The 11,776-nt window shown below is 32.8% G+C and carries 10 protein-coding genes; 5 read left to right on the forward strand and 5 right to left on the reverse strand.

Translation table 11 applies throughout. From position 1 onward, the window contains the following. Together J2Z71_RS08670 and J2Z71_RS08675 are read right to left on the reverse strand one after the other, a co-directional pair. Window positions 1-1,769, reverse strand: a 1,769-nt coding sequence (locus J2Z71_RS08670; protein ID WP_210062240.1) for an S-layer homology domain-containing protein, incomplete at its 3' end; no start/stop codon positions are given. A 302-nt stretch (window positions 1,770-2,071) separates the two neighbouring features. Further along, window positions 2,072-2,239 (reverse strand): hypothetical protein, encoded by a 168-nt coding sequence (locus J2Z71_RS08675; RefSeq protein ID WP_210062242.1) that lies wholly within the window; start codon window positions 2,237-2,239, stop codon window positions 2,072-2,074. Between the two features lie 857 nt (window positions 2,240-3,096). On the opposite strand from J2Z71_RS08675, the gene J2Z71_RS08685 reads away from it, so the two are divergent. Beyond that, complete coding sequence (locus J2Z71_RS08685; RefSeq protein ID WP_210062244.1) at window positions 3,097-3,258, forward strand: hypothetical protein; 162 nt, start codon at window positions 3,097-3,099, stop codon at window positions 3,256-3,258. Window positions 3,259-3,309: 51 nt separating this feature from the next. Further along, on the forward strand, window positions 3,310-5,007 hold the full coding sequence (locus J2Z71_RS08690; RefSeq protein ID WP_210062246.1) for a recombinase family protein: 1,698 nt from the start codon (window positions 3,310-3,312) through the stop codon (window positions 5,005-5,007). On the opposite strand, the gene rlmD is transcribed toward J2Z71_RS08690, so the two are convergent. After that, a complete protein-coding gene (gene rlmD, locus J2Z71_RS08695; protein ID WP_245311223.1) occupies window positions 4,896-6,209 on the reverse strand; it encodes a 23S rRNA (uracil(1939)-C(5))-methyltransferase RlmD in 1,314 nt (437 codons plus the stop codon). The genes J2Z71_RS08690 and rlmD overlap by 112 nt on opposite strands. Before the next feature lie 173 nt (window positions 6,210-6,382). Here rlmD and J2Z71_RS08700 point away from each other — a divergent pair, with 173 nt between their 5' ends. Continuing rightward, a complete protein-coding gene (locus tag J2Z71_RS08700) occupies window positions 6,383-6,652 on the forward strand; it encodes an ArsR/SmtB family transcription factor (protein ID WP_210062247.1) in 270 nt (89 codons plus the stop codon). 22 nt (window positions 6,653-6,674) lie between these two features. Then, a complete protein-coding gene (locus J2Z71_RS08705; protein ID WP_210062249.1) occupies window positions 6,675-9,095 on the forward strand; it encodes an FAD-dependent oxidoreductase in 2,421 nt (806 codons plus the stop codon). A 28-nt stretch (window positions 9,096-9,123) separates the two neighbouring features. On the opposite strand, the gene J2Z71_RS08710 is transcribed toward J2Z71_RS08705, so the two are convergent. Together J2Z71_RS08710 and J2Z71_RS08715 are read right to left on the reverse strand one after the other, a co-directional pair. Continuing rightward, complete coding sequence (locus tag J2Z71_RS08710; protein WP_210062251.1) at window positions 9,124-10,815, reverse strand: S-layer homology domain-containing protein; 1,692 nt, start codon at window positions 10,813-10,815, stop codon at window positions 9,124-9,126. 132 nt (window positions 10,816-10,947) lie between these two features. After that, complete coding sequence (locus tag J2Z71_RS08715; RefSeq protein ID WP_210062253.1) at window positions 10,948-11,307, reverse strand: NifB/NifX family molybdenum-iron cluster-binding protein; 360 nt, start codon at window positions 11,305-11,307, stop codon at window positions 10,948-10,950. Between the two features lie 161 nt (window positions 11,308-11,468). Between J2Z71_RS08715 and J2Z71_RS08720 the strand changes: the two genes are divergently transcribed. Next, on the forward strand, window positions 11,469-11,776 hold a 308-nt coding region (locus J2Z71_RS08720), incomplete at its 3' end, for a transposase (protein ID WP_483428588.1).

Here is an 11,776-nt window from a genome sequence, read left to right on the forward strand (position 1 = left end):
CCGTTAGCTGCTACTACTAATTGATATGCTTCCCAGCTTTCTACAGTGTAATCAGCTTCTACTACTGCGGCTAACGCTGCATTGTAGGCTGTTAGGTCTGATTCTACTGGCACTACTTCCTGCCCAGAAATAGTAACCTCTAATGTTCCTGTTACTTTAGTTCCATCCTTAGCTGTTGCCTTTACAGTAACTATTCCATTTGTTAGTGCCTGTAACACGCCATCATCACTGATTGTTGCTTTTCCTGTGCCATTTTCAACACTCCATGTTACTGCTTTGTTACTTGCTTCAGCAGGAGTAACAGTAGCAACCATCTGTAGTGTTCCACCCTTAGTGGTTATTGTTGTTGCTTTATCTTTACCTTCCACACTAATAGCACTTACCGCTACGGTGTTTGAGGAATTGCCTCTGCCGCCGCCAGTGCTTGGTGCAGCGCTGGTAGCACCATCTACAGTCTTACCGCCTACTGTAGCTGCTCCACCATCTGCAACGTTGACTGCTGTCGGGGTCTGAACAATGGTTGCACCTGTTCCTGAAATGTTTGCAGTTCCGATTGCTCCTGTTCCCTTAATGTCTGCTGCGCCTGTTATGTTGGCTGTGGTTACCGTTGCGTTTGCAGCAATTGTAGCGGTTGCACCAGCAGGGATGTCAAGGGTTGTAACAGTTCCGGACTGGATGTCTACAGTTCCCTTGCTTTCCATGCTAAGGGTTCCTACGTTACCTTTGATGATAACAGTAGCATCAGCCTTCACTTCTACGTTTGTAAAGTTTCCTTCTAATATGATTTCGCCTTTAAGCGCGGTAATTTCTTTAATCAAGGCTCCATCAGCAAAGATTCTCACCTTGCCGTCTACCTTGGAAACTTCGATGGATAAAACAGCGGCACTTCCTTTGATGATGATGGAGTTTTCTCCGCCACCTCTTACGATGAGTTTGCCTTTAACTTCTGTTTTGCCATCTAAGGTCAAGTCTCCGCTAGCAATACCTTCTGCTGCGATAAGATTTCCGCTGATGACTACGTCTTTAAGAACTACGCCGGGTACCTTAACTACTGCAAGTCCATCTACATTTTCTGTATATGTGCCTGCTGCTGTGTAGTAAGCTTTTACAGCGCTGTTGATGATTGTCATTACTTCTGCTCTTGTAATGTTGTTTTTAGGGTTGAATTTTCCTTCAAATCCTCTTACATATCCGGCTGCTTCCATACCGAAAACGGCTGGTCTTGCCCAAGAAGAAATGTTCTGGGTGTCTGTCAGGCTTGAAGAAGTTCCATTGGCATCAGCTACTGCAAAAGCCCTTGCAAGCATGGAGGTGGCTTGCTCCCTTGTAATGTTTGCTGATGGGGAAGCTAGTCCTGATCCATCACCGCTCAATACGCCAGCTGCGTTGGCTTTAAGAACTGCGTCTGCATACCATGCTCCGGTAGCAACATCGCTGAAGTTGTTTTTTGCTGCAACTTTATAGTCCATCAAGTTGCTGAGTACTGTAGCCATTTCTGCTCTTGTCAGAGGTGCGTCTGGACGGAAAACCCCATCAGAACCTTTGACAACACCGTAATCTGCCCATTTTACGATGGCATCTTTTGCCCAATGTCCTGCGATGTCAGCAAAGGCTGTGTTTGTAGCGGTTGCTACAGGTGCGACTGCCTCTGTTGTAGTTTCTGTCACAGGTGTAGTTTCCTCTGCGACGTCTGTAGCGAAGGATACAGAGAATGAGCTAAGTACCAAGCTTAAAGCCAGGATAAAAGCCAATCCTTTTCTTCTTTTCACTATAATTTCCTCCTTTTATTTGTTGTTTTACCTTTTGCGGATATTTACTTCCATTCTGTTCTCTTGTGTGCAAATGTGCATTTACCTCCTTACAAACTGCCGATTAGGGCAGTCACATATTCGCCCGAAACCGTGCCATAGACGAAAGCGTCGATGAGTCTGTTGCTGCGGGCAAATGCCACTTGGTCGGCCAGCTCGGGAAAGCTGTTTTCATCAACTACATAAACCGCCTTGCAGTCGGGGAGACCTTTTTTGATTGCTTTTACCCGAATATTCCATTCATCGAGGGTGTGGGGAGGTCGCTACCGCACCTCCGCCAGCAGCACATCTGCCTTTGAGGCGATACATAAATCCTCAATTCCAGAAGGATTGTCCTCGCGATATACCTTGAAATCCGGATTCTTTTTTAGGTACATGACAACACCGCCCGCAAGCAAGGCATTGGGAATGCTGACAATAATCTTTTTCAATCAGCCACCCCTCTTTCAATCGATATTTGGTGAATACAATCATCATTAGACCACTATATATAACAGTATAACAAATAATAAATATTCCCGCTTCCCCAATATTGGTGAATCTGTGGTGACTGACCTAACCGTCTTGCCAACTCCGAAACACTGATATTCATTTGTTCACATAACTGCCGTATCATATCCGAAGTTTTCATTGTGCTACCTCCACAGATCAATACAACCATTATAAACCATTTAGTTTCAATTAACAAGAAGAACATATCCCAGTCTTAACCACAACAAATCACCTGCTACTCATTTGAAAAAAGTTTCTTTAACACCCCTTACTTTTGCCTGATTTTTGTCCTGATTAGTAAGACGAGTTTAGCGTCATGTGATTTGTTGTTCCTTGACAATTAAATATACGGTATTTTGAGTACGAATCCTATGTGGCTGAAAAGCGAAGCAGCATAATGGGCAGCGCCATGATGACAGTGCATTGCACAGTCGGAGCGATAAAATGCAGCCATTAGACCAACCATTGGCACGGTTGTTGCGATGACACACATCAGGAATAATGATACTTTCTCACGACCCCCCACAGATTTGAGGGGGAGTTCCTGCGATATTTGCGGCCTCTTGAAGGGACAAGGCTGATCGGTATTGCGGGGCTATGATGTCAAGCCAATGACAGCTCAAAATATCCCCCTTGTCAGGGTGCGTGGCAAATATGACACATAAAGAATACTAAGGCATACCATATTTTTGCATAACTCAATTTATGGTATGCCTAATTGATACAGCGACAAACTTTTCATAATGAGAATAAATGCTTATAATTAATATAAGCAATACACTTGGAGGTGATTGCAATGGAAAATATCAAAAGTTTATCCGAAACTACAGTCAAAACTACTCCACCCGATGACAAGTATGCAAACTCTAAATCATTTCAGGATTTTATAAATGTACTTTCTCAGATTGTAGAAAAACATGGTGCTGAAGTGTTAAACGAAATAGACGGCGTTGAGTAAGGACTATATTAATATATCGATGTTTTCCAATAATTTATTGGAGGTATGACTATGAATAGGAGTGGCAAGAAATGTGTGCTTTATCCCCGTGTAAGTACAGAAATGCAAGTTGATGGATTCAGTTTGGACGGGCAGAAAAATAACTTGAAGCGTTTTGCCGATAGAGAAGAAATGGAGATTGTAGACATTTACGAAGATGCCGGCAAATCCGGTAAATCCATCGAAGGCAGACCTGCATTTAAACAAATGTTATTTGATATCGAAAACGGATTAAAGATTGACTACATATTGGTCTATAAGCTCTCCCGCTTTGGAAGAAATGCAGCCGATATTTTAAACTCATTAGAGCACGTTCAAGCCTTTGGCGTAAATTTAATTTGTATTGAGGAAGGAATTGATTCATCACAAACAAGTGGAAAACTTTTGATTTCCGTTCTATCTGCTGTTGCTGAAATAGAACGCGAAAATATCATTGAGCAGACAATGAACGGTCGAAAAGAGAAAGCTCGTCAAGGAGGTTGGAATGGTGGTTTTGCACCTTATGGTTACTACCTTAAGGACAAACAACTTTTTATTCAAGAAGATGAGGCTGAGGCTGTACGCATTATCTTTGATAAATATTTGAATGGAAACATGGGATTTCATAAAATCGCCAATTACCTCAACCTGCAAGGTATTCAGAAAGTACAACGAAATAACGGCACCCTTTCGCTCTGGGGTACACATTTTATCAGGATGATTATTGATAATCCTGTTTACTGCGGCAAAATCTCTTATGGCAGGCGTGTACGTGAAAAAGTAAAAGGAAGTAAGAATGAATATAAGCAAGTCCCGCAGGAAGATTACATCATAGCCGAAGGTCAACATGAAGCAATTATAAGTGAAGAGCTATGGAATGCTGCACATGAGAAAAGAGAACTGACAGGCATTAAGTCACCTTCCAAAATAGGTCGTGATAGAGCGCATTTGTTAAGCGGTATTTTAAAGTGTCCTAAATGCGGTGGTCCGATATACACCAACAAACATGCTTGGACAAACAAGGATGGCACATATAAAGAAATTTACTATTATGTTTGCAGTAAATCACGAACCGCACGTGGGAAAAGCTGCGATTATAAATCTATGCTCAAAAAAACGGATATTGAACCACTTGTCATTGAAGCAATCAGAGAGCTGATTAAAAACCAAGATTTTGCAGAGGAAATTAAATCAAGAATAGGTAAAGAGATTGATACTTCAACTTTAAATAGAGAACTAAAAAACTATGAATCTAAGCTTAGAGAGGTAGATATTAATAAAGCTCGACTTGAAAACGAAATCGACAGTCTGCCTGAGGATACCCGTTTTAGGGAACGCAAAGTCCATGATATGACCCTCAGGCTTGATGGACTATATGACATTATCGTAGAGCTTGAAGTAAAAATTGAAGATGTTCTGCTGCGCCGAAAAGCTGTAGAACAAGATGCCATTACCTTAGAAAATATCTATACGCTACTGGCAAACTTTGATAGGATATACGATAAAATCAGTGATGAAGAGAAAAAATCCCTGATTTCTTCGTTAATCAAAGAAATAGAGATTTTTCCATGTGATGAAGCTGAATTGCCCTTAAAGTCTATTTTGTTCAATTTTCCTGTTTATAAAGATGGTGCAGACGTGTGTGAATTCTTGTGGGACAAAAGGACGCACGTCTCCACATGTACTGTATTAGAAAACATATCTACTGGTTTTACAAATTCTATTTTATAATCATCTTTTAAAAGTGCTATATCTCTTGCTTGTGTTGATGGATTACAGGATATATAGGCAATTTTTTCTGGTTTTATTTCTAAAATTTTCTCAACTAAACTTTCATCTATTCCTGCTCTTGGTGGATCTAATATTATTTTATTTGGGACTGTTTTTTCATCTTCTATTAATTTTTCTATTATTACTTCTGATTTTCCTGCAATAAATCTTGCATTTTCTATTTTATTTAATTCTGCATTTACTCTTGCATCATCTACTGCTGATTCTACTATTTCTACACCTATTACTTCTTTTGCATTTTTTGCAGCCATTAGTGATAGTGTTCCTATTCCGCAGTATAAGTCAAATATTATGTCTTCTTTATTTATATCTAGATTATCAAGTGCTGTTTTATATAATTTTTCTACTTGATATGGATTTACTTGAAAGAATGATTCTGGAGATAATTTAAATTCTAATTCTCCAATTTTATCTATAAAGTAGTCTTCTCCATAAAGTTTATTGAAGTTTTCTGAAAATCTGTATTTAGATTTTTTATTTACATTTTCAAATATTGAAACTACATTTAAGTCTATTAGTTCTGATAATATAGATTTAAGTTTTTGAACTTTTTCTTCTGTAATAAATACTATCATTATTTCTTTTTTATAATTTTCCCTAATTGAAATAGTTTTTACACTTCTTAATCCTTTCCAGTTTTTAAGTAGTTTAATTACTTCATTAATTCCTTCTTTTGCAACTCTACAAGAGTCAATTTGCACTATATTTTTAGAGTTTTTTTCAAAAAATCCAAGTTTTTCATCTCTTACTTGTAGCTGTATATTATTTCTATAATTATATGGATTTTCCATTCCAAGAATATTTTCTATTTCTGGATCTACTCCACCTATTCTTAATAAATCATTTTTAACTTTATCTTCTTTCCAATTAAGCTGATCACTATAATCATATTCTAAGAAGTCACATCCACCACATCTATTTGAATGAGGACATTTACTTTCTACTCTATTCTTTGATTTTGATATAATTTTTAGTACTCTACCTTTATAGAAACTTTTCTTTTCTTGAGTTAGTTTTGCAAGTACTTTATCTCCGATTATTCCTCCATCTAAGAATACTATTCTACCGTCATATTTTGCTACGCCATTACCTTTATAATCAAAATCTATTATATTAAGTTCTACATTTTTATCTATTTTCAATTTATACGCCCTTTCTAATTATTAAAACTATTATATCAAGTTGTTTTTATATATAAAAGGTTTAAAAATATTAAGATTGTTAAATATTTAATTAAAAACTATTGACTTTTCTCAGAAATATTGTAATATCGTAATATAACGATATATAGATTAATTGATACGAAGGGAATATAATGGAAGATTTTTTAATAAATGATTATGATTTACTAGAAGAAAAAGCAAATATTTTAAAGGCTATTGCACATCCTATTAGGTTATGTATTTTAAGAGGACTTAGTGAAAAAGATGAGGGACAAGTTTCTGATATGACAAATTGTCTTAATATGCCTCAATCTACAATTTCTCAACATGTGGGGATTTTGAAAAAAGAAGGTTTACTAAAAGGTCGTCGTGATGGTACAAAATTTATTATTCTATTAAAAATGATAATACTAGAAATTTAATTAAATTAATATTGGAGGATATATGAAAATAGTTATAGTTGGTGGAGTTGCTGGAGGAGCTTCCTTTGCAGCTCGTATGAGAAGGTTAAACGAAGATGCTGAAATAGTTTTATTTGAAAAGGGAGAATATGTTTCTTTTGCAAATTGTGGACTTCCTTATTATATTGGTGGAGAAATCGCTGAAAGAGATGCTCTTCTATTACAAAGTGTTGAGCAGATGCAAAATAAGTTTAATATGAAGGTTCATAATAATACTGAGGTTACTAAAATAAATAGAGCTGAAAAAAATATTGAATTTAAAAATATTAATGGTAAGTCTGGTAAAGAATCCTATGATTATTTAATTTTATCTCCTGGTGCTAGCCCTATTAAACCACCTATTAGTGGTATTAATGAAGCAAGTAATATTTTTACTTTAAGAACTGTTCCTGATACTGATGAAATCAAATCATTCATTGAAAAAAACAACGCAAAAACTGCTACTGTTGTTGGTGGAGGATTTATTGGTCTTGAAATGATGGAAAATCTTAAAAATCTAGGTCTTGAAACTACTCTTGTTGAAATGAGTGATCAAGTTATGGCTCCTATTGATTTTGAAATGGCACAAGAACTTCATGAGCATATTGAAGATAAAGGTGTAAGACTTATTTTAAATGATGGCGTTTCTGAATTTAAAGATTCTGGAAAAACTATTGTTTTATCTAGTAAGGAAGAAATACAATCAGATATTACTATTCTTGCTATTGGAGTTAAACCTGAAAATAAACTTGCAGTTGAATCTGGTCTTGAAGTTGGAAAACGTGGCGGTATTGTTGTAGATAGCAAAATGAAAACTTCTGATGAATTTATATTTGCTGTTGGTGATGCTGTTGAAGTTGAGCATTTTATTTCTAAGGAAAAAACTCAAATCGCCTTAGCTGGGCCTGCAAATTATCAAGGTAGAATGGTTGCAGATATTTTAAATGGACTTAATGGAGAATATGATGGTTCTTTAGGATCTAGTATTGCAAAAGTTTTCGATCTTCAAGCTGCAAGTACTGGTCTAAACGAAAAATCTTTAAGTGGAGATTATAATATAATACATCTTCACCCTGTAAATCATGCTGCATATTATCCTGGATCATTCCCAATGCATCTAAAGGTTATTTTTGATAATGATGAAAAAATTCTAGGTGCTCAATGTGTTGCTCTTGATGGTGCTGATAAAGTAATAGATACTATTGCAACTGCAATTTATGCAGGTCTTAAAGTTACTGAACTTAAAAATTTACAACTTGCTTATGCTCCACCTTTTAATGCTGCTAAAACTCCTGCAAATTTTGCTGGATATGTTGCAGAAAATATTTTAAATAATAAGGTTAAATTTATTCAATATAGTGAAGTGGAAGAATACAAAAATAAGGATTATATCTTTGTAGATGTTTCTGAAAAAGAAGAGTTTAATATGGGACATGTTGAAGGTTCTATAAATATCCCTCTTGGAGAACTTAGAAATCATCTAGATGAACTTAAAGATAAAAAAGTTGTACTTTATTGTAGAGTATCTCTTAGAGCTTATATTGGATATAGAATTCTTACACAAAATAATATTGAAGCTATTGTTTTAGATGGTGGATATAAAACTTATCAAATTGCAAATTATAAATTAAAAAGTAAAAAAGCAGCAGAAACTGTAAAAAAAGAAATCTTAGATTTAGATATTAATAATATAAATGCAAGTATTAAAATAAATGCTTGTGGTTTACAATGCCCTGGCCCTATTACTAGAGTTTATAATTCCATTCAAGAAATAGAAGATGGCGAAATTATTGAGGTTTTAGTTACGGATATTGGTTTTACTAAAGATATAGCAGCTTGGTGTAAAACTACTAAAAATACTCTTATAGATATTGTTGAAGAAGATAAAGTTTATAAAGCCTATGTTATGAAAGGCTCTAATGAAATAAAGACAAACTCTGAAAATAGAGTTTTTGAAACACATGATTCAGTTACTATTGTTGTATTTAGTGGCGAACTTGACAAGGCTATGGCTGCCTTTATTATTGGAACTGGAGCAGCTTCAATGGGCAAAAAAGTAACTATGTTCTTTACTTTCTGGGGACTTTCTATTATTAAGAAAAAAGCTGATGTAGATAAAATGTTTATGGAAAAAATGTTTGATACAATGCTTCCAGAAGATATAAATAAACTTGGACTTTCTAAGATGAATATGGGTGGTCTTGGTTCAAAAATGATGAAAAAAGTTATGAAAGAAAAAAATGTAGATGACCTTCCAACTCTTATGAATAATGCAAAAGAACTTGGAATTAAATTTATAGCTTGTTCTATGTCTATGGATGTTATGGGCATTAAAGAAGAAGAACTTGTAGATGGTGTTGAAATAGGTGGAGTTGCAACTTATTTAGGAGATGCTGAAAAATCTGGAGTTAACTTATTTATATAAGAAAAAGTAGACCATATGGTCTACTTTTTTATTTACTTATTGAAAGTATTTCATAATATGCCCAGTGATTTTTATCTAGATCACTGTATTTATTTTCTAAATTTTCTATATTTTCTTTACTATTAATTTCAAGCATTCTATTTAATATAGTAGCAACTTCAGCTCTTGATATATTATTATCTGGTTTAAAAGTTCCGTCTAAATAACCCTTTATATAATTTTTAGAATATAATTTATCAATAGATTTTTTTGATATATGATTTTCATCTACATCTTTAAAATTACTATTTTCATTGCTACTTTCTATAAAGTTTGCTGCAATACTTGAAAATTCAGCTCTTGATATATATTTATTTGGATTTAAATTTTCACCTTTAAAAGCTTCATCTAAATATCCAAGTTCTTCTAATTTATAAATACTATTACTATACCACTTTCTACTATTTACATCTTTATATTTACTATTAAAATTTTTATTTTCTATATTTTTATTTTCTATTTGGGCAAATATTGAAATAATCTCAGCAATGGTAATATTATTATCTGGTTTAAAAGTTCCATCTGAATAACCCTTTAAAAGATTTATATTATTTTTAACTTCTTTTTCTTTATATAAATAATCTATTTCTTCTTTTTCTTTTATATTGTTTTTCTTTAACCTATTTTTTCTTTTCTTATTTAAAGATTTTTTTGATACTTCACTATTTATTTCCTTATCCTCTTTATTTTCTTCTTCTGGTTCTTCCTTTTCTTCTGGTTTTTTCTCTTCTAATTTTTTAAAGTTTGCAACTATTACTAAATCTTCTTTGACAATAAATACATATTCACTATTTTCTGAAACTATTTCACCATTTATAGTATAATTTAAAAATTCATAATTTTCTTTAACATCTACATCTACTTTAACTTTATCTTCTTCAAAAACTTCTTCTGGTAAAATAACACTTCCTGCATCTATAGGATTTACTTCTTGATTTATTTTTAGTTTTTGTAAACTACCTACATTTATTTCTAAATCTACATTTTCCATAGGTGCATTTACATTTGTAATAATTTCTAAAATATTATTTCCTTCTTTTAATAAAGATTTATCTATTACTAGAAAAGTTTTATTGTCAATTTTTTCAAGTCGAACTTTATCATTATATATAGGCTTTCTATTTAAAGAATAAAATAGTATTGCACTATTTGGATCAATATCACTATTTATTTCAATATATACATCTTTATCAATTGAGTATTTCCCCTTTATTTTCGCATTTATTTTAACAGCTTTTTCAAAGTTATAATCAAAGGCTAAATCTTCGTAACCCTTTGATTTTATAATATATTTATTTTCTCCATAGTCTATAATTCCAAGAGTTCCCTCAAGTTTTATAAAAGGATAATCTAGATAAAAAGTTCTACCAAGCATAGTATTAAAATTATCTTCTTTAGATTTTTTTAAAGTTGCATATCCATGTTTTATTTCATAAATATTATTAAACCAATCTTTATTATTTTCACTTTCTTCTTTTAATTTAAATTCTGCCCTTTTTACAGTTGATGATGATATAACATCTACTTTAATTCCCTCTATACTTTTAATAGATTGAGATTTTAGAGTATTATTCGCTATGTAATTTTCACCATTAATAGCATATAGATTATTACTTAATAATATACTTGCCGAAATAAAAGTAATGGCAAATAGAGATTTCTTTAATTTTTTTAAATTCATAAATATTCTCCTTAATATTTTATTTGATATTTATTATCATTTTAATCTATTTTTAGAAAATATTTTTAATTTATTTCTGATAATATATTACAACTTAAATTAAAAAAAGGTACCTTTAAAGGCACCTTTTTATTAGTGGTTTCCACATTCATGAGAATGTTCATGATTATGACAAACTGATCCTGATGATTCTAATTTGCCATCTATGTAAAGTTTTACATTTTCTTCAATAGATCCAGTAGCTCCTGTTATTACTTCTATATTATTCTCATTAAAAATTTCTATTGCATGAGCTCCCATTCCTCCAGAAACTATTACATCTACACCATTTTCTTTTAAAAATACTGGTAATGCACCTGGTTTATGTCCTGGGTTTTCAAGTTCTATCTTATTTTTAATATCCTTATTTTCTACTTCATATACAGTAAAAAATGGACAATGTCCAAAATGTCCTGAAACATTTAATCCTTCACTAGCTATTGCGATTTTCATATAATTCCTCCTTTATTTAATTATATTAGCTCGTTGCAGAACTCTACAACTCGCATATATACTACATTTTTCTATATTGAAATGGCTAGAATTCCCCCATTTTTGGGTATATATACAGTATCAAGTTGTGTATAACTCAAAATGAAAGAAAGGAGAATCCCATGCCAGTTTCAGCTCATCAATTAAACTTTTGTGATATTTCTACTGATTTTGATAAGTTTTATTATCAAAATCAAGATGATTTACTTTCTTTATTAAATAAATTTATTAATATCAGTGATTTTATCCCTTTTTCTTTTTATCAAAAATATTATTCAAAGTTTGGTTCTAAAAGAGATTTTTCTCTTGAATCTATGCTTAATGCTTTTATTGTAAAAAACATCTTAGCTATACCTTCTGTAGATCTTTTGATTACATTTTTATCTATATCTTCTGAACTTCGTAAGTTTTGCGGTTTTTTAAAGGTTCC

Source organism: Peptoniphilus stercorisuis, from assembly GCF_017874395.1.
GTDB lineage: Bacteria > Bacillota > Clostridia > Tissierellales > Peptoniphilaceae > Anaerosphaera > Anaerosphaera stercorisuis.